Annotated in this window: 18 protein-coding genes, 2 tRNA genes and 2 rRNA genes; 10 read left to right on the forward strand and 12 right to left on the reverse strand. The window is 49.8% G+C overall.

Annotated features, from left to right (window positions below; all coding sequences use genetic code 11):
* Positions 1-5: 5 nt before the first annotated feature.
* A complete protein-coding gene (locus tag DT73_RS04410) occupies positions 6-1,250 on the reverse strand; it encodes an alanine--glyoxylate aminotransferase family protein (protein ID WP_036104485.1) in 1,245 nt (414 codons plus the stop codon).
* A gap of 212 nt (positions 1,251-1,462) precedes the next feature.
* Positions 1,463-2,302 carry a MurR/RpiR family transcriptional regulator gene (locus tag DT73_RS04415; protein ID WP_036104487.1) on the reverse strand — a complete coding sequence of 280 codons (840 nt, stop codon included), beginning with the start codon at positions 2,300-2,302 and terminating at the stop codon, positions 1,463-1,465.
* A 113-nt stretch (positions 2,303-2,415) separates the two neighbouring features.
* Here DT73_RS04415 and DT73_RS04420 point away from each other — a divergent pair, with 113 nt between their 5' ends.
* The 4 genes from DT73_RS04420 to hpxZ are packed head-to-tail and all read left to right on the forward strand — an operon-like array spanning position 2,416 to position 5,964.
* Positions 2,416-4,002 carry a gamma-glutamyltransferase family protein gene (locus DT73_RS04420; RefSeq protein ID WP_036104489.1) on the forward strand — a complete coding sequence of 529 codons (1,587 nt, stop codon included), beginning with the start codon at positions 2,416-2,418 and terminating at the stop codon, positions 4,000-4,002.
* A gap of 9 nt (positions 4,003-4,011) precedes the next feature.
* Complete coding sequence (hpxX, locus tag DT73_RS04425) at positions 4,012-4,200, forward strand: oxalurate catabolism protein HpxX (RefSeq protein WP_036104492.1); 189 nt, start codon at positions 4,012-4,014, stop codon at positions 4,198-4,200.
* Complete coding sequence (locus DT73_RS04430) at positions 4,197-5,594, forward strand: AtzE family amidohydrolase (protein WP_084172234.1); 1,398 nt, start codon at positions 4,197-4,199, stop codon at positions 5,592-5,594. The genes hpxX and DT73_RS04430 overlap by 4 nt, the downstream gene beginning before the upstream one ends.
* Positions 5,581-5,964, forward strand: coding sequence for an oxalurate catabolism protein HpxZ (gene hpxZ / locus DT73_RS04435; protein ID WP_036104498.1), 384 nt, complete (start codon positions 5,581-5,583; stop codon positions 5,962-5,964). The genes DT73_RS04430 and hpxZ overlap by 14 nt, the downstream gene beginning before the upstream one ends.
* A gap of 42 nt (positions 5,965-6,006) precedes the next feature.
* Here hpxZ and puuE read toward each other — a convergent pair whose 3' ends face one another.
* From puuE to DT73_RS04450, 3 genes are read right to left on the reverse strand one after another with little or no spacing between them, the layout of a single operon-like run.
* A complete protein-coding gene (puuE, locus tag DT73_RS04440) occupies positions 6,007-6,963 on the reverse strand; it encodes an allantoinase PuuE (protein WP_036104500.1) in 957 nt (318 codons plus the stop codon).
* A gap of 17 nt (positions 6,964-6,980) precedes the next feature.
* Positions 6,981-7,733, reverse strand: coding sequence for an aspartate/glutamate racemase family protein (locus DT73_RS04445; protein ID WP_036104501.1), 753 nt, complete (start codon positions 7,731-7,733; stop codon positions 6,981-6,983).
* Positions 7,730-8,449, reverse strand: a complete 720-nt coding sequence (locus DT73_RS04450; protein WP_036104503.1) for a GntR family transcriptional regulator — start codon at positions 8,447-8,449, stop codon at positions 7,730-7,732. Before DT73_RS04450 ends, DT73_RS04445 begins: the two co-directional genes overlap by 4 nt.
* A 145-nt stretch (positions 8,450-8,594) precedes the next feature.
* Between DT73_RS04450 and DT73_RS04455 the strand changes: the two genes are divergently transcribed.
* Both DT73_RS04455 and DT73_RS04460 read left to right on the forward strand, forming a co-directional pair.
* Positions 8,595-10,079 (forward strand): NCS1 family nucleobase:cation symporter-1, encoded by a 1,485-nt coding sequence (locus DT73_RS04455; protein WP_036104506.1) that lies wholly within the window; start codon positions 8,595-8,597, stop codon positions 10,077-10,079.
* A gap of 239 nt (positions 10,080-10,318) precedes the next feature.
* Entirely contained in the window at positions 10,319-10,699 is a 381-nt protein-coding gene (locus tag DT73_RS04460) for a hypothetical protein (protein WP_036104508.1), read from the forward strand.
* Positions 10,700-11,020: 321 nt separating this feature from the next.
* On the opposite strand, the gene DT73_RS04465 is transcribed toward DT73_RS04460, so the two are convergent.
* Positions 11,021-11,097 (reverse strand) — tRNA-Asp (locus DT73_RS04465).
* Positions 11,098-11,221: 124 nt separating this feature from the next.
* Complete coding sequence (gene dnaQ, locus DT73_RS04470; protein WP_036104555.1) at positions 11,222-11,950, reverse strand: DNA polymerase III subunit epsilon; 729 nt, start codon at positions 11,948-11,950, stop codon at positions 11,222-11,224.
* Between dnaQ and rnhA the strand changes: the two genes are divergently transcribed.
* Positions 11,904-12,476, forward strand: coding sequence for a ribonuclease HI (gene rnhA / locus DT73_RS04475; RefSeq protein WP_072006901.1), 573 nt, complete (start codon positions 11,904-11,906; stop codon positions 12,474-12,476). The genes dnaQ and rnhA overlap by 47 nt on opposite strands.
* Here the strand turns inward: rnhA and DT73_RS04480 are convergent.
* Positions 12,455-13,195 (reverse strand): class I SAM-dependent methyltransferase, encoded by a 741-nt coding sequence (locus tag DT73_RS04480; RefSeq protein WP_036104512.1) that lies wholly within the window; start codon positions 13,193-13,195, stop codon positions 12,455-12,457. The genes rnhA and DT73_RS04480 overlap by 22 nt on opposite strands.
* A 37-nt stretch (positions 13,196-13,232) precedes the next feature.
* Between DT73_RS04480 and gloB the strand changes: the two genes are divergently transcribed.
* Both gloB and mltD read left to right on the forward strand, forming a co-directional pair.
* The gene (gene gloB / locus DT73_RS04485) at positions 13,233-13,988 is read left to right on the forward strand and encodes a hydroxyacylglutathione hydrolase (RefSeq protein ID WP_036104514.1); all 756 of its coding nucleotides are present in this window, start codon (positions 13,233-13,235) and stop codon (positions 13,986-13,988) included.
* A gap of 69 nt (positions 13,989-14,057) precedes the next feature.
* Entirely contained in the window at positions 14,058-15,422 is a 1,365-nt protein-coding gene (gene mltD / locus DT73_RS04490; protein WP_036104516.1) for a murein transglycosylase D, read from the forward strand.
* An 89-nt stretch (positions 15,423-15,511) separates the two neighbouring features.
* On the opposite strand, the gene DT73_RS04495 is transcribed toward mltD, so the two are convergent.
* Positions 15,512-16,318 carry an endonuclease/exonuclease/phosphatase family protein gene (locus DT73_RS04495; protein WP_036104521.1) on the reverse strand — a complete coding sequence of 269 codons (807 nt, stop codon included), beginning with the start codon at positions 16,316-16,318 and terminating at the stop codon, positions 15,512-15,514.
* Between the two features lie 210 nt (positions 16,319-16,528).
* On the opposite strand from DT73_RS04495, the gene yafC reads away from it, so the two are divergent.
* Positions 16,529-17,461 carry a DNA-binding transcriptional regulator YafC gene (yafC, locus tag DT73_RS04500; protein ID WP_051691269.1) on the forward strand — a complete coding sequence of 311 codons (933 nt, stop codon included), beginning with the start codon at positions 16,529-16,531 and terminating at the stop codon, positions 17,459-17,461.
* 154 nt (positions 17,462-17,615) lie between these two features.
* Here yafC and DT73_RS04505 read toward each other — a convergent pair.
* The 3 genes from DT73_RS04505 to DT73_RS04515 form a co-directional block, all read right to left on the reverse strand.
* A tRNA-Asp gene (locus DT73_RS04505) sits at positions 17,616-17,692 on the reverse strand.
* 82 nt (positions 17,693-17,774) lie between these two features.
* Positions 17,775-17,890 (reverse strand): 5S ribosomal RNA (gene rrf, locus DT73_RS04510).
* A 95-nt stretch (positions 17,891-17,985) separates the two neighbouring features.
* Positions 17,986-18,141 (reverse strand): 23S ribosomal RNA (locus tag DT73_RS04515); the annotation flags it as partial.

Genomic DNA, 18,141 nt, shown 5'->3' on the forward strand with positions numbered 1-18,141 from the left:
CACTGTCATGGGCGCGCCTCCGCGTCATAGATATCCCATGCAGCCTGCATTGCCGCACCTTGCGTGGTACGAAAGCCATAGCGGTTAAGCACGGCTTCCAGCGCTGCCAGTGTCTGTAGCACACAATCTTTACGGGCGTTATAGCCCATGGTACCAATACGCCAGATTTTGCCCTGCAATGGGCCAAATGACGTGCCAATTTCAATATGGAAGTCTTCCAACAGTGTTTTGCGTACCGCTTCACCATGAACATTTTCCGGAATAACCACACCCATTACATTGTTCATTTTATTGGCGATATCACCAAATACCGACAGACCCATTCCCTGAATGCCAGCTACCATGGCCCGGCCATGTAACGCGTGGCGGGCAATAATGTTGTCCATGCCTTCTTCCAGCATAATGCGGGCGCACTCGCGTGCGGCAAATAACATGCTGGTCGCTTCAGTGTGGTGGTTGAGGCGCTCTGGCCCCCAGTAATCCATGATCATGCCCAGATCAAAATAGTTGGACCAGATCATTTCATCGTCACCATCTTCATGAGATGCACTGCGGATCCCCTGTTCGATGCAACGGCGCTTGCTGATGACACTCGCCATTTCAGGGCTGAGCGTTACCGGAGAACTCCCGGAAGGCCCGCCCAGGCATTTTTGTAACCCGGCGGAAACGGCGTCCAGGCCCCACTCATCTGCCTGCATTGGGTTGCCACCCAGCGAAGCTGTGGCATCGGTGTAAAACAACACGCCATGACGACGGCAAATTGCACCTAATTCTTCCAGCGGCTGTAACATTGTGGTTGAGGTATCGCCCTGGACTGTCAGCAGCAAACGGGGTTTCACCTGCCGGATAGCATCTTCAATTTGATCCGGGGTAAATACTTCTCCCCAGGGAACTTCAATGGTATGCACTTCTGCATGGCATCGCCGGGCAATTTCACACAACAAATGGCCGAAACGACCAAAAACAGGCACCAGAACTTTATCGCCAGGGCGAATTGCTGAAACCAGCACGGCTTCAATACCGGCACGAGATGTGCCATCCACCAGCATCGTCCACTGGTTTTGGGTGCGGAAGACACCGCGGTATAAAGCCATCACTTCATTCATGTATCCCGTCATCACCGGATCATACTGGCCGATCAGTTGGCTGGACATAGCACGTAAAACGCGAGGGTCAGCATTAATTGGCCCCGGTCCCATCAATAACCGGTGAGGAGGATTGATTTGTGGATATAGCTGGGTGTCGGACATGATGATTCCTTTGATATAGGCAATTCGCAGTGAAACAAAAGATTCTCAATAAAAAGTTCTGCAACTAATGTGCCATAGCGAAACAAAAACAACCAGCACCATAACTATAGGTAAAATCTTTATTTTTCAGAAAAGTTATTGGCAGGAGTAATAAGAGGAAACGACCCAAAAACGAACACTATCGTGGTGCATCAGCACCACTATAGTGCAATTCAGCGCTGTTCCAGTTCATCAAGAGAACCATACAGCTCCGCAATCTGATGAATACGTTGCCTGCCATCTGCCAGGCTGTGGTGTAACAATGCATTTGCCAATAAATTTACCAGGCTCATTGCACTGCTGTAGCAATCAAATGCCGAAACACTGTCGAGCGGGGCTTCAAGGTGCCAGCCACCAACACCTTTCAGAGTGCTGGCCTGCGGCTCACTGATAACCAGCAGCGGAATACCACGCTGCGCCAGGTCATTGAGTATTGGGCGGATAATGCGTGGGCGGCGGCGAAAGGCCACCATAACAACGCAATCACCAGGGCTGATGTCCACCAACTCTTCAGACAAAGTTTGCCCAGGCTGAGGAAGTACATAGACATTTCCACGGCTTTGCAGCAATTGCTGGCGCAGGTGCAGAGCCACAGGCCAACTATTACGTAAGCCAATAATCAGAATACGTTTTGCAGCCCCCAAAGCAGCAATAATATCGCTGAATTGTGTAGCATCAAGGGTGTTAACCCAGTGCGTCAGGTTAGCCATTTCTTGTTTATAGTGGCGTGCCAGCAGGGTGTTGCCCTGTACCGCATCACGGTTTTCTGTCAGGGGCATCCCGCTTTGGCGCAAGGTACGTAATTCATCACGCATTACTTTGTAACGGTCATACCCCAGGCGTTTAAACAGCCTGCTGACTGTTGCCTTCGAAACCCCGCTCAGCCTTGCCAGTTCAGCACTGTTATAGCTTATCAAATCATCGAAGTGATCCATGATAAACCCGGCCACTCGCTGTTCCTGTGGGGAAAGCTGGGCATAGCTGGCCCTAAGACGTTCATCCAGTTGTTTCATGGATTCTCCTGTAACTTTTGTTGCAACTGACCTGAGTATAATGAAACATTTCGCGTCATTCTGGAACGCCTCTTGCTTAGTATTAATGTACCCCTGAGCAAGAGACAGAAACGATGATACAAAGCAACATGGCCCCTTCAGGTATGGCTGTTACGCCACACCACCTGGCGAGTGAAACCGCCCTGTCCGTATTACGTCATGGCGGTGACGCAATTGAAGCCATGGTGGCCGCGGCTGCAACTATTGCCGTCACCTACCCGCATATGAATGGTATTGGTGGTGATGGCTTCTGGTTAATCGTTCCACCTGAAGGCGAGCCGGTCGCCATAGACGCGAGTGGAGCTGCAGGTTCGCTGGCCTCAATGGAATTCTACGCCAGTGAAACACATATTCCGCACCGTGGCCCTCGTGCTGCACTAACCGTGCCAGGTACTGTGAGTGGGTGGCAGGAAGCACTGCTGATTTCACAGGAATTAGGTGGTGGGCAACTTCCTCTTTCCCGTTTACTGGCTGACGCCATTCGTTATGCTGCAGATGGTATACCTGTCACACAATCACAGGCGATTGCCACTCAGGGAAAATACCATGAGCTGGCAAATGTGCCGGGTTTCGCACAAACATTTCTTTCCCGGGGTGAAGTACCTGTTGCGGGAAGTCGTTTTTGCCAGCCACGCCTGGCGCAGACGCTAACCCGTTTAACTACTGAAGGGCTGGACAGCTTCTACCGAGGCCCCCTTGCCAACCAGATGGCTCAGGAGCTGGAAGAGTTAGGGATCCCTGTTACCCTGCAGGATCTGGCCTCACACCGGGCTCGCCGCCGGTTACCATTGCACCTGGCCCACCCACAAGGTGATGTCTATAACCTTGCGCCACCCACTCAGGGGCTGGTTTCGCTGGCAATTCTTGGTATTACTGCCGGGATGGAAATGGCACAGGCGAACGAAGTACAAACCATTCACCGTATTGTTGAAGCCACGAAAAAGGCATTTTCTCTGCGGGATCAGTATATTACTGATCCTCGCCATGTTACCCGCCCGGTACAGAGCCTGCTTGATCCGGAAAACTTAGAAAATATGGCAGCTGAAATAGATGATAACCAGGCTGCCCCCTGGGGAACCGGTAAAGGCCCGGGAGATACAGTATGGATGGGCGTTATTGATAATAACGGGTTAGCTGTTTCTTTTATTCAGAGCATTTACCATGAATTTGGCAGTGGCGTGGTACTGCCTCAAAGCGGTGTGCTGTGGCAAAACCGTGGGGCAGCATTCAGCCTGGATCCCCAACATATTCTGGCCTTATCGCCCGGCAAGCAGCCTTTTCACACACTTAACCCGGCAGCCGTTCGCCTGGCTGATGGCCGGGTAATGGTGTACGGCTCAATGGGAGGTGACGGGCAACCACAAACCCAGGCCGCGCTGTTTACACGCTATGTACTGCAAGGTGTACCACTTCAACAGGCCGTTTCTGCTCCCCGCTGGCTGCTGGGGCGCACATGGGGGCAATCCTCCGACAGCCTGAAACTTGAGAACCGCTTCAGCCCACGGACATTTGAAGCCTTGCGTGCCATGGGCCACGAAGTGGAAGCACTGGATGACTTCAGCGAGGCCGTTGGCCATGCCGGGGCAATTGTGCGCCATACCAACGGTATGCTGGAAGGTGCTTACGACCCACGCAGTAATGGCAGTGCTGCCGGATTTTAAGGAGAGAACATGCAAACAACCGATTTTGACTGGCCTGGCTATATTGCGTTAATGGCCCAAATACTGGATATGCCGCTGGATGATGCACGCCGGGCAGAGCTTGAAGTACAGTTGCGCCGCATTAGTACGATGGCGCAACCATTAATGGACTTTAAACTGGACCAGCGCCAGGAAGTCGCCGGGGTATATCAGTTATGAGTTTGCGGATTAGTGATATTCAACAAGGCCTGCGCGAGAAATCATTTTCTGCGACTGAGTTGGCAACACAGGCACTTGCAGGCATTGAACGCATTAACCCAACGCTCAACGCGTTTACCCATGTTACCCACCAGCGTATGCTGGATGAAGCGGCACAGACAGACCAGTGCATTGCTCGCAATGAGGCTCTCCCCCCACTTTCTGGTGTTCCTTACGCTGTTAAAAATTTATTTGATATTAGTGGGATAACCACTCTGGCCGGAGCCCGGTTATTTCGCGATAACCCGCCAGCCAGCCATGATGCTTTCGCCATCAGGCAATTGCAGCACGCAGGGGCGTCCCTGGCCGGGGTACTCAATATGGATGCATATGCCTACGGCTTTACTACCGAAAACACACACTATGGGGCAACCCATAATCCCCATGATCTTAGCCGGGTCGCCGGAGGGTCTTCTGGCGGTTCTGCCGCTGCAGTTGCTGCCGGGCTGGTGAATTTCTCATTGGGCACTGACACCAATGGGTCAATTCGTGTGCCTTCCTCGTTGTGTGGCATTTTTGGCCTGAAGCCGACCTTTGGCCGTCTTTCCCGCAGTGGGAGCCAGCCTTTTGTCGCGAGCCTTGATCATATTGGCCCCATGGCGCGCCATGTGGAAGATCTGGCCCTGGTCTATGATGCGCTTCAGGGCGATGATCCTCATGATCACTTTCAGGCGCGCCGCGCCCCGGCATTAATTGGGCAGGACCTGACGCCGGAACGGCCTTTACGTTGCGCTGTTCTGGGCGGTTATTTTGATACCTGGTGCGATAACAATGCCAGAGATGCCGTCAGCCGGGTTGCCAGAGGATTACAGGCAGCAGAGAGCATCACACTGCCGCAGGCTGAAATGGCGCGTTCAGCCGCTTTCCTGCTTTCTGCAGCTGAAGGCGGGAACCACTATTTACCTTTGCTGCGCACCAGGCCGGAAGAATTTGAACCGAACTCCAGAGACCGCCTGCTGGCAGGTGCGATGACACCTTCAGCCTGGTACACCCAGGCACAACGCTTCCGGGCCTGGTTCCGAGATGTGACACTCCCGTTATTTAATGATTTTGATATTCTGATTGCCCCGGCCACGCCTTGCTGTGCCACTGAGATTGGCCAGCAGACCATGCACATTAACCAGTGTGATTTGCCAGTAAAAGCCAGTATGGGTATGTTGACTCAACCGATTTCATTTTTGGGTTTACCTGTTGTAACCGTTCCCCTCATCACAACAGGCGGCCTGCCCATTGGTGTACAACTGATTGGTGCTCCGTGGCAGGAGAAACGCTGCCTGCAGGCTGCGCAGTCACTTGTTTTACAGAATATTTGCCAGGCAACGCCGGCACAGGGAGTGTTCCATGAACAGAGATAACATCGACAGACAGGCTATTTTAAACGAAGTCACCGCCGCGTTTTATCGCTATGAGCAGGCGCTGGTCAGTAATGATGTCGAGGTGCTGGATGAGCTCTTTTGGGAGGATGCACGCACTGTGCGTTATGGCGCAACTGAAAATCTTTACGGCATCGCCGAGATCCGGGCCTTTCGCCAGGGCCGTTCTCCCAAGGGGCTGGATCGCACGCTGCGCAATACCACTATCACCACATTTGGCGAAGATATGGCGGTAACCTGCACTGAGTTCACCCGTGAGGGCAGTGAGAGTATTGGCCGCCAGATGCAAACCTGGGTGAAGTTTCCGTTTGGCTGGCGGATTGTCGCCGCCCATGTCAGTAAAATGGGCTGAGTTGTTAATTAGGGGATGGCCGGTGAAGCCACCCCGTTTTTATTACTTCTGCCACGGATGCGTTTTTATCCAGTGGTCAGCAATATCCTGCCTGCGGCATACCCAGACATCATCGAAGCCCTGGATATAATCAAGGAAACGTTGCAGTGCCCGGAAGCGGCCAGGGCGGCCTAATAACCTGCAATGCATACCCACTGACATCATCTTCGGCGCATGTTCGCCTTCTTCGTATAACACGTCAAAGCTGTCTTTAAGGTAAGTGTAGAACTGCTCCGCTGTATTAAACCCTTGTGCGGTGGCGAAGCGCATGTCGTTCGCATCCAGCGTATAAGGCACAATCAGATGGGGTTTTACCGTGCCATCCTGGCAAGTTACTTCACTCCAGAAAGGCAAGTCGTCGCCATAATAATCACTGTCGTACTGAAAACTCCCTTGTTCAACCACCAGTCGCCTTGTATTCGGGCTGTCGCGCCCGGTATACCAACCCAGTGGCTTTTTACCAAACAAGTTTTCCAGGGTTTCAATCGCCTGTAGCATATGCTGGCGTTCTGTTTGTTCATCAATACTTTGATAATGAAGCCAGCGCCAGCCATGGCTGACTACATCATAGTCGGCATTTTTGATTGCCTGGACGACTTCCGGATTACGCGCCAGCGCCATCGCCACACCAAAAATAGTCATGGTCAGCCCACGGCGTTGAAATTCGTTGTGGATACGCCAGAAACCCGCTCGCGAACCATACTCATAGAGCGAATCCATCGACATATGCCGGTCCGGGTAGCTGGCCGCACCAATGATATCTGACAAAAACTGCTCTGAACCAGAGTCGCCATGTAATACGTTGTTTTCACTGCCCTCTTCATAATTAAGGACAAACTGAATCGCCAGGCGGGCACCACCAGGCCAGTGTGGATGCGGCGGTTTCCCTGCATAACCGAGCATGTCGCGCGGGTAGTTTTGTGTAAAAGGCCAGGGGTTATTTTCTTGTTCTGATTGCATGCCTTACTTTCCTCTTTCTACATCACAGATGGGTCATTGAAGATTGCATACGGGCCAGTGAGTGGTTTGGGATTGGGCTTTGCCAAATCCCCATGCTTGCTGGTGCCAAGCCCCAGGCCAAGCAGGGCTTCAACCATTTTGACCGCAGCACTCACGCCATCAATGACTGGAATACCCAATTCATGGCTAAGCTCACGAGCCAGGTTTGCCATTCCTCCACAACCCAGCACAATCGCGCCACAGTTATCCTGTGCTTTGGCCTGTATACAACGCTCCCGAACCTTTTGTTGAGCAAAACCCGTGCCATCCTCTAAAGACAACACCGGTAAATCAATAGCATGAACCGCCTGGCAGTGCTGTTCGAAACCATACTGGCGTAATAAATGGCGGGCGATAATCACGGTACGTGGCAATGTAGTAACAATGGAAAAACGTGTCGCAAGCAGTGTTGCCATATGCATAGCCGCTTCTGCTATGCCAACCACCGGCCCGGTTGCCAGTTCACGTGCAGCCAACAACCCAGGGTCACCAAAGCAGGCAATAATATGCCCGTCCACCCCGGCCCGCTCTCCCAGAGTAACCTGCTCCAGTACTCCCATCGCCCCAATAGCTTCATCAAAGTGGCCTTCAATAGACGGAACGCCATGAGAGGGGCAAACGGACAAAATTTCAGTCCCCGCACTGGCAACCATACGGGCCGCCTCGCCAATAGTCTGTGTCATTGCAAGGCTGGTATTGGGGTTAATCACCTGAATACGCAACGTGGTCATCTGTTTGCCTCTTGTATACCAAACAAGCGCGTGAAGTCAGGAACCGTTTCACCACTTCGTTCAAAATGCAGGCTGTGGAGGATGTCTTCGAAGTGCTGTTGCATACACAATACCAACCTGTCCGTGTCTTTTTGGCGTAACGCATTAATCAACACACCATGGTCATCACACCGGCAACCCTGTTGCCATGGTGCTCCCCAGGCCGCAATCACTAATGAGGAACGCTGGGTCAGGCGAGTCAACGTCTCGACCATCACGGCATTGCCTGAAATAGCATGGAGTTGAATATGGAACTCCGCAGAGTAACGAATTGCTGCCGCACCATCATGTTCACGATGAGCCTGTTCTTCACGCTGAGTGATGTTTTCCAGCGCGGCAATATGGGGAGGCTGAATATGTGCCACGACATCAGGCAAATTGGCACATTCAAGTAACGCGCGGGTGCGGAAGATCTGTTTTGATTCTTCTACGCCCGGGCTTGCCACAAACGCACCACGCCGGGGCGTCATCGTAACCATTTGCACTGTTGCAAGGCGGGTCAGCACCTTTCTGATCCCCGTCCGGCTCACACCAAAGGCTTCAGCCAGCGCTTCCTCAGGAAGCTTACAACCAGGGGGAAGTTGATGCTCCACGATTGCCCGCATTAGTGATTGCCATATTTCTGCTTCTTTATCTTGTTGCTCTTGCTGGGGTTGCCCCACATCCTGCTGCCTCATTCATTACTCCCGTACACAATGCATTTTCTATCTTGTATACAATATCTATAAAATAAGTACACAAAAAATGTGAACCTGGCCTGGTTCCTGCAATGGTTATCGCACAAACCATCATCACCTGCTATCAAGTAAAGGAGCAGAATCCATGCCAAACGTTCACCATACAACTGCTGATAACCCCAATGCGGGCTACAGCCCAAAATTGTGTAATGAAGATCTGGCGCCCACTCGCCAACAACGCTGGACCTGGTACAACATATTTTCATTCTGGATGTCTGATGTTCACAGTATGGGAGGTTATGTTGTTGCCGCCAGTTTCTTTGCCTTAGGTTTATCAAGCTGGCAAGTACTGCTGTGCCTGTTGGTTGGTATTTGTATTGTTCAGGTATGCGCTAACCTGGTAGCTAAACCCAGCCAAATGGCTGGCGTGCCTTATGCCGTGATCAGCCGCCAGGCTTTCGGGGTATTTGGTGCCAATATTCCGGCAGTAATTCGTGGTTTGATTGCGTTTGCCTGGTACGGCATTCAGACATACCTTGCAGCGAATGCACTGATGTTGGTTATCCTGAAATTTTGGCCTTCCCTCGCCCCAATGACACAGGATCACTTTCTGGGCCTTTCACATCTGGGCTGGATTTGCTTTGGCATTATGTGGGTACTGCAGGCGATGGTGTTCTGGCACGGAATGGATGCTATTAAGCGGTTTATTGATGTGGCGGGCCCGGCCGTATATGTTGTGATGATGTGTCTGGCCGGTTGGATCCTTTACCAGACCGGGCTGGATGGCATTTCTTTCACGCTGTCCAGTAAAACACTCAGCCCTTCAGCCCAGGTGTGGGAAATGATTACCGCAACTGCGCTGGTTGTCTCCTATTTTTCCGGGCCACTACTCAATTTCGGTGACTTCTCCCGTTATGCGAAAAACATGAATGAGATTCGCCGTGGTAACCGTTGGGGGCTACCATTTAATTTCCTGTTATTTTCCATTGTTACTGTCATTATTGTTTCTGGTACACAATCATTATTTGGCAAAATGATTACCGACCCTATTGAGACAGTCAGCCATGTGGGAAATAGCGTGGCGATGGCGATAGGTTTGCTGACAATGATAACTGCGACTATCGGGATTAATATTGTCGCTAACTTTGTTTCACCGGCTTTTGACTTCTCCAACTGCTCTCCCCAAAAAATCAGTTTTCGTACAGGGGGCATGATTGCTGCAGTGGGTTCCGTGTTATTGACACCATGGAATCTGTTCCAGTCACCAGAGTTAATCCATTACACACTGGATGTTCTGGGCTCTTTTATTGGGCCGCTGTTTGGGATCTTGCTTGCTGACTTTTATTTGATTAAGCGTGGCACAATTAATGTGGATGCTTTATTTAGCGTATCTCAGGAAGGCCCGTACTGGTACAACAAGGGGTTCAACCCGAAAGCGATTGCAGCATTGATTCCTTCCGTCGTGGTTTGCCTGGTTATCAGCTTTATCCCGTCATTACACGCGGTGGCAAATTTCAGTTGGTTTATCGGTGCGTTTTTGGCTGCCGGCAGCTACCGCTGGATTGCACGTAATGACCGTGTTGAAAATTCCGATACACTGACTAAGGTAATTACTGCACATCAGGAATAACATATCGTTGATGGTGCCAGAATAGCCACTCTGGCATCATCAACACTCTGTTTATCTGATTAACTGGCAGAATAAATTTACCTATTCAAAATATTCCCCTCTCAAAAAAGTTAACTCACCCACCTTAAAAGAAAATTTTTGATATTTATCAAACAACAACCAAACATAGCTATGTTATAAACCCTACCCGACAAGCACTCATGCATGCCGCACTCTCCTTCACTTTCAGGAAATAATTAATGGCTGTTAAAATCAATATGGAAAACCCGAAAACGGGTGAGCATTTACATGGCTTCTATGGTTTTTCATGGACAACGTTTTTCTTCGGTTGTATTCCGGCTCTTTTCCGAAAAGATTTTAAAACGTTTATAGGGGTATTTATTATTTTACTCATTCTGGCATTAGTCACTATGGGTATAGGTTCTACGGTTGCCATGATTGTCTGGGCATTTATGTATAATAAATACTACACAACAAATCTGATTAAACGTGGTTTCCAGTTCGCCGGAACACACACTGAAAATGAACTGGCTTCAAGTAAGCTGGGGCTGACACTGAATCCGGACAACTGCAAAACCTTTACGCAGAACGCCCCGACTTCACAAATTATTTCTAAATAAAACGCCAAAACCGATAAGTCACCACGGTTGTTGGTGACTTTCGTATTCTCGCAATAGTTATCTATTCAGCTAAATTGTTGTACCCATAGCAATAGCTGGCTTCTTTCTGCCTTCACACAAACTCGCTATCCAGAATAGTCAGCCTGGAGCAATCAGGGTGTCTTCAGGCAAAGCAAGATTTTGCTTCACCGGGTATTGCCTCACAATGGGAAAGTAACTCTTTGCCATAAGGCAGGCTGCAGCAAAAGTAAACGAACAAACTGAGGGATGCTTCGTAAATGAAAAAGCGCCATGTTAAAGATTAACATGGCGCTGAAATAGTGGCGGAACGGACGGGACTCGAACCCGCGACCCCCTGCGTGACAGGCAGGTATTCTAACCAACTGAACTACCGCTCCGCGATTGTTCCCCGTCGGGAACGATGCGGATATTACGGATAGCTGGCGGAGGCGTCAACGCTTTTTCTTTCTATTTTGGCTGGTTGGCGCAAAATTCACCTGAATGGCCGGTTTTTGCACATCATCACGCACGCCACATACAGCTGCCGCCTTTCTTCTGAACCAGATCCAGACGTGATTCATGCGCCACACACTCTTCATCTGTAGCTCTGATGATTTTCAACCCACCAGCGCGTACCACGCGTTGTATACCTGTTGCGTCTGCGGCCTGCCGGGCATCGCCTTCCATCGCAAATTTGATGCTGGTTTGCCCACCGGTCATGGTCAGGTAGACATCGGCCAGAATCTGGGCATCGAGTAATGCCCCGTGCAGCGTTCGTTTGCTGTTATCTATTTCGTAGCGCGAGCACAAAGCATCCAGGCTGTTACGTTTGCCAGGGAACATACGCCGCGCCAGAGCCAGACTGTCCGTGACTTTACAGAATGTCTCTGTTTTGCCAATGCCCTTATTGAGCATACCGAACTCATAATCCATAAAGCCGATATCAAACGACGCATTATGGATGACCAGTTCCGCCCCACGGATGTAATCGAGAAAATCATCGACAACATCGGCAAATACAGGCTGATATGCGAGGAACTCATCTGAAATACCGTGAACCATAAAGGCTTCCGGATCCACTAAACGGTCAGGCTTGAGATAAATATGAAAGTTGTTACCCGTCAGGCGGCGGTTAATCACTTCAACAGCACCAATTTCGATAATACGGTGCCCTTCGTAGTGCGCCCCTACCTGGTTCATACCTGTGGTTTCAGTATCGAGAACGATCTGTCTTGTGATTTCTGTGCTCATAGCGCTCGTTTGTGTCAGACTTAGTTTTTTCTTCAGACCCGGGAAGTTTACCAGAATGCGTAAACAGGTAGAAATTTTCACCGATGGCTCCTGTCTAGGGAACCCAGGCCCAGGTGGCTACGGTGCGATTTTACGTTATAAACAACACGAAAAAACCTTCAGTGAAGGATACTACCTCACAACGAACAATAGAATGGAGTTAATGGCGGCGATCGTAGCACTTGAAGCCATTAAGGAGCACTGCGATATCACGCTGAGCACCGACAGCCAGTATGTTCGCCAGGGGATCACCTCCTGGATCCATAACTGGAAAAAACGTGGCTGGAAAACTGCTGATAAGAAGCCAGTCAAAAATGTGGATCTGTGGAAACGGCTGGATGGCGCACTTAGCCAGCACAACATTAAATGGGAATGGGTAAAAGGCCATGCCGGGCATCCTGAAAATGAACGGTGTGACGAACTGGCCCGAACAGCCGCGGGTTCGCCATCACAGGAAGATACAGGCTACTTATCAGAAAACGGTTGATCCGACGAATTTCGGTACTGGCGGGATGCAGTTACCGCCGGCCGCAACGATGCCCGTGATTTTCTTGCAGACATAGGGTTCATCGTTAATGGGATGGTTCGTTTACGTGCCACTATTAACTGCATGCAACCCAGTGCCGGGAGGTGAGTGGAGAGTAACCGCCCACCTGACCGGTGCCAGGGGAGAACATGGAAACGTTTGTAATGCAGCACTTCAAAGTTAAGCAATGAAAGCCAGTCCAGTTGGCGAACCAGAGTAAACATTCGGCTCTGGGTCGCACCTTTGTTCCTGCGAAATGGCATTACTTTACCCATACCCAGCAGGCTGACAGGATTAAACCCACTCAGGATCAACCAGCCATCGTCGATCAATATACGATCGACTTCTCTGAGCAAACGATGTGGATCCTGGCACCAGGAAAGACTATGGGCTAACAAGCAAGCGTCGACAGATTTTGCGGCAAAAGGCAGTGCCAGAGGGTCTGCAACAACATGGAGTGCATGCCCCTGCATTGCCACATTCACCTGATGTGATATGGAGCATTCACTGGTATTGATTTCTGCGCTTAAATTCCCCAGTTTAATCAAATGGAATCCGAACATTTTGCCAAGCCAGGGTTGCACCTGCCGTTCAAGCGCTTCACGATAGTATTCACCCCAGGGCAATTCAGCCCATTGTCCGGGCGCCTGGAGTGGCAAAGGTGTCCTTGCCGGTTTCATTAAAACCTTCCATCTGAGAGCATTACCGAGGTCATTTATGAATCTTACCAGTATTCCTGCATTTCAGGACAACTATATCTGGGTACTCTATAACGACATGGGTGAATGTCTGGTTGTAGACCCGGGTGACGCCAGACCTGTACTTGACACAGTGGCGAAATTTGGCTGGAAACCTGTTGCGATTTTGCTTACACACCACCATGCCGACCACACAGGCGGTGTGGCTGAATTATGTGCAACATGGCCAGAGTTGGTTGTTTACGGGCCAGAAGAAACCAGGAGTAAGGGCGCCACTCACATACTGGCTGGTGGCGATAAACTCTCATTATTGGGGCTTGAGTTTGACGTAATATTCACACCCGGTCACACTTTAGGACATATCTGTTATTACAGTTCTCCTTATCTATTTTGCGGTGACACGCTTTTTTCTGGTGGGTGCGGAAGGCTTTTTGAAGGCACACCAGCCCAGATGTACCAATCCCTTAGCACATTAAACCAACTACCCCCTCAAACATTAGTCTGTTGTGCCCATGAATACACCCAATCAAATATTAACTTTTCCTTAAGTATTCTTCCGGAAGATGAAGCAATAGTTAAATACAGTAAGGAAGTTAATGAGTTACGTAAAAAAAGGCACTCTTCTCTCCCCTCCACGCTGGAAAATGAGCGGCGAATTAATCTTTTTTTACGAACGGATGATGCTGTTTTAATTGAAAAAATTAGAGATGAAACAACTTTGCAACAACCTGAGCAATATTTTGCCTGGTTACGCGCAAAGAAAGATAACTTCTAAATCCAGGGTTGAGTTATTTTGCAGTCGCAGGTATCATCGCTCGTCTTTTAAGCAACTATTGACACACACATGAAGGCAAAAGCGATTCTAATCGCCTCTGTCCTGCTGGTTGGGTGCCAGGCGTCGAAGCATGACGGGCATATTCAACAGCACGCACAGAGCCTTTCTGCGGCTGGTCAAGGAGAAGCAGGAAAGTTCGCAGGTCAGGCGGACAGCGCGCAATGGTTGAACGATGGTACTTCCTTTGCGCATGATCAGGACCTGTGGACCTTCATTGGCAACGAGCTAAAGATGGGGATTCCGGAAAACGCCCGGATTCGCGAACAAAAACAGAAGTATTTGAGTAATAAGAGCTATCTCCACGATGTAACTTTACGGGCAGAGCCGTATATGTACTGGATAGCCGGGCAAGTTAAGAAACGTAACATGCCGATGGAACTAGTACTACTACCCATAGTGGAGAGCGCTTTTAACCCCCATGCAACGTCTGGTGCTAATGCCGCAGGCATTTGGCAAATCATTCCGAGCACGGGAAGGAACTATGGTTTAAAGCAAACTCGTGAGTATGATGCGCGACGTGATGTGGTAGCTTCCACAACCGCCGCGTTGGACATGATGCAACGCCTTAACAGCATGTTTGGCGGTGACTGGCTATTGACGGTTGCTGCGTATAACAGCGGCGAAGGCAGGGTAATGCGTGCAATAAAAGCGAACAAAGCCCGTGGGAAACCAACGGATTTTTGGTCACTTTCTTTGCCACATGAAACGCGTGTCTATGTTCCCAAAATGTTAGCGCTGAGTGAGATTTTCAAAAACAGTCAGCGTTATGGTGTTCGCTTACCTACGCCGGATGAAAGCCGTGCGCTGGCAAAAGTGAAAGTATCCAGCCCTGTTCAGATGGACCAACTTGCCGAAATGGCGGGTATGTCGCTTAAAAAGCTGAAAGCATTCAATGCGGGTTACAAAGGGGAAGTATTAGGCAAGAGCGGCCCAAAATATGTCATGGTGCCACAAAAGCATGCGGATGAACTTCGTAGCTCTCTCGCTGCGAATACATTCGATGCAATGCAGTCGTCTCTGGTCGCAAGCAATAGCAGCGCCGCGTATACAGTACGCCGCGGTGATACGCTTTCTACCATTGCAGCTCGTTTGAATGTCTCCGAGCGCGATTTGCGGGCGTGGAATAACCTGACATCCAGCAAGATAAACATTGGTCAGACCCTGCAAACAGGTACGCTGAACAGTGATTCACGTCTGGTTAAAAATGACAGCATCACCTATCGCGTTAAAAAAGGTGACTCGCTGTACAGCATAGCCAGGCGGCATGGCCTCAACATTAATGATGTCATGCGCTGGAATAAGGATGTTGATGCGATTAAGCCTGGTGACCAGTTAACCTTGTTTGTTAGCGACGGAACCAAACCCGACTCCTGAGGGGACGGACTCACGGCATAAGCATCATGCCTGCTAAACCACCTGTAGTGATATTGCTGCCATGCAACGTATCAACACAGGTGGTTTTTTTATTTTATCTTGCCTGGTTTGTGTGGGTTAAATTCGACTAACAATGGGTTATGGTCAGATGCCTGAGTAACCAGAACAGACGCATTCGCCACATTCAGGCCACGATAAAAGACAAAATCCAGTGGGCGCCCAAAAGCTCTTTTCCGCTGGTCATCTTTAAAACGTACTTCTCGCAGTGACATTTCTCGGGCAAATCCATATAACGCACTGATCCTGGGGCGGCTCCACGCATTGAAATCACCCGCCATAATGACCGGCCCATTATGATGTGCCATTTGTTCCCGGATGGGGGCTAATTGTTTGCTGTACACGTCCACACCCAAAGTAAAGTTGATGGCATGAATATTAACAACCATCAGCATCCGGGTATCAGGTAGCGGGTAAACAGTGACCAGAGCAGACTTGGCAAGCCGCAGAATGGGCTCTCGCTCGCGCAGTGGGCAACAGTAAATAGGATGAGCAGAAGAGAGAGTCATCACGCCTGAAGGGTGTTGAGGCAGGATCAAGGCAGGTACCTGGTCGGCTGCAAGGTAATTCGAAGTTGCGAAATCAACCAGTTCAGGCGTTGTCTGGGCTTCCTGCAATAACACCAGGTGTGCATCTTTACCAAAATTCTTCAGTACCGACAGCCACTCATTGCGTTGTTGTTTAAAAATATTCCATACCAGAATACGTATCCGCTCCTCGCTGGTAAGCGGAACTCCGGAAGGAAGCGCCTGACCAATGCTCGAAAACGCCCCTGGCGGCAAAATTCTCTCCGCAGGCTGGCCTGCGACATAACGCATGGCATAGGTCGGTTTACGCACGTTACAACACACCTTTTCGTTTCACTGCACACAACATGTTAGCAGTCTTTTCAGTTATAGAATTTTTAGCAGTCAGTTTCAATCATCCACTGACTTTGATGCGGCAAGATACGCTATTTCAGTATTTTCATTGCCAGTCGATGCACATGCAGGGTACTTTTATCACCAAATTGCCCATAAACTGATTTAACTATTGCCATGGAGGCAATAATGAAAACAAATTCTGAGGAACTCGGGGTTTTTGTCGCAGTTGTGGAAAGCGGGAGCTTCAGCCGCGCTGCAGTACAACTTAACCTGGCGAATTCAGCAGTCAGCAGAGCAGTTAAACGCCTCGAGATGAAATTGGGGGTTAACCTGCTCAACAGAACTACGCGCCAGTTAAGCCTGACAGAAGAAGGTAAACGTTACTTCCGACGGGCTCAGCATATCCTTCAGGAGATGGCAGACGCCGAAAACGAGCTGCAGGAGACTAAAGAGACACCGGCAGGGACATTGATTGTTGATGCAGCGACACCCGTGATATTGCATTTGCTCGTTCCTCTGATTAAACCTTTTCGCGAGCGCTACCCACAAGTCACACTATCGCTGGTTTCTTCTGAAACCTTTATCAACCTGATTGAACGCAAAGTAGATGTTGCCATTCGTGTAGGTAACTTATCGGATTCAAGTTTACGCGCCCGGCCGTTGTTTAACAGCTATCGCCGTATAGTCGCCACACCAGAATATTTGGCAGTAAATGGTACGCCTCAAACGCCTGAAGATCTGGATGCACATTGCTGTATTGGATTTTCCGAGCCGTTATCCCTGAATTCATGGGCGGTACCGGATGAGAATGGCCAGTTGAGGCAAATTAGCCCGGCGCTAACCTCTAACAATGGTGAAACTATCAAGCAGTTGTGCCTGGGTGGGAATGGTATTGCCAGCTTATCGGACTTTATGGTCGATGAGGAAATAACCCAGGGCCGGTTAGTTGAGGTTTTGCAGGCACACAAATTAGCAGTACCCACACCTTTCAGCGCCGTTTACTACAGTGACCGGGCCATTAGTGCACGTATCCGTGCATTCATTGATTTTCTTACTGAGCGCTTTGCGGATAAAGCGGTTCTGAATGCACAATTATTGCAAGTGAAACTGAAGGGCTAAAATGCAGCGAAAGACATGGTGGTTATTTTGCTATTACTATGGCCACCATTTCCAGCCACTGAATAGTAACTAAAAAAATTATTGGAAGATGCAGTTGGAGATATAAGTGATAAAAACAAAAAACCCCTGAGTATCCTCAGGGGTTAATAATAATTGGCGGAACGGACGGGACTCGAACCCGCGACCCCCTGCGTGACAGGCAGGTATTCTAACCAACTGAACTACCGCTCCACCGAATTTTTCTGCAACAGCCATTAAAATGGCTTATTACTTTTTCTTTCCACACCCGCGTAACGCGAATGTTTAAATTGAAGCCTGGCAGTTCCCTACTCTCGCATGGGGAGACCCCACACTACCATCGGCGCTACGGCGTTTCACTTCTGAGTTCGGCATGGGGTCAGGTGGGACCACCGCGCTCTTGCCGCCAGGCATATTCTGTTTTATTCACCGCCTCACGGCCATGAACATTATCCGTTAACAAGCTAAAAATTTCGTCTCTCACACCAAAACATCTTTGGCGTTGTAAGGTTAAGCCTCACGGTTCATTAGTACCGGTTAGCTCAACGCATCGCTGCGCTTACACACCCGGCCTATCAACGTCGTCGTCTTCAACGTTCCTTCAGGACCCTTAAAGGGTCAGGGAGAACTCATCTCGGGGCAAGTTTCGTGCTTAGATGCTT

Source organism: Mangrovibacter sp. MFB070 (genome assembly GCF_000705335.1).
In the GTDB taxonomy this organism is placed as follows: Bacteria; Pseudomonadota; Gammaproteobacteria; order Enterobacterales; family Enterobacteriaceae; genus Mangrovibacter; species Mangrovibacter plantisponsor.